The organism is Campylobacter sp. MIT 97-5078, from assembly GCF_006864455.1.
Lineage (GTDB): Bacteria > Campylobacterota > Campylobacteria > Campylobacterales > Campylobacteraceae > Campylobacter_D.
This window is the reverse complement of sequence record NZ_QHLK01000046.1, coordinates 1-757: the sequence shown is the minus strand read 5'-3', so window position 1 is coordinate 757 and position 757 is coordinate 1. Positions and strand designations below refer to the sequence as shown.

Here is a 757-nt window from a genome sequence, read left to right as displayed (position 1 = left end):
TTCCATTTTATCGCCACCACCTAGGTCAGCAGAATCTGCAGCACCGTCAGTATGAGCAGCAGTTGCACCGTAGATAAACTGAACGCCAAGTCTAAGATCAGATGGAAGAGTATAGCCAGCCTTTACATAACCAAAAGTGTTTTGTCCAAAGCTATTTGTGATATTAGAGCCTTTCATATAGAAAATTTCTCTACCAGCTGGTAAAATATCAGCACTGTAATCTTCGATGAAATTTACGCTATACCTACCTTTTTTACCATACATCAAGCCACCAAGTGTGCCATCAAAGCCATAGCCTTTGATCGTTCCATTAAGTTGGACAAAATTTCCATTTGCTATATTTTTGCTACCAACTCTACTTTTCAAAGCAGAATCAACAGAGTTTCCTAAGTAATTGACTTGAAGAGTCCAAGTTAGATCTTGATCAATAGGCAAGCCGTATTTTACATCAAGAGCATAAAAAGTCGCTCTTTTATTCAAATAGCCTAACCAAAGTTGAGTATCAAGGCTAGAGCCACCCAAATCATACGCACCAATAGCAGCTACACCATAGAAATTTTGTCTAAAGAGAAAATCACCAAGAGACTTAGCTGTATTTTGTGCTGCTGAAATTGTAATGGTGCCATTGGTAATAGTATCTTTATAATTATCTAAGTCCATAAACGCTCTATCACCATCTCTTTCAAAACTATCTACAGCAAAAGCAGCCAAAGTTAAGCCATCTATACCAGTATAAAGAGCTTTAGCAGCCATTCCT

1 protein-coding gene is annotated in these 757 nt (G+C 37.9%); it reads right to left on the bottom strand.

The annotated features are described in order from the left end of the window. Nucleotides 1–757 (bottom strand): major outer membrane protein (locus tag DMB91_RS08760; RefSeq protein WP_143116922.1); only part of this gene is annotated, 757 nt, incomplete at both ends.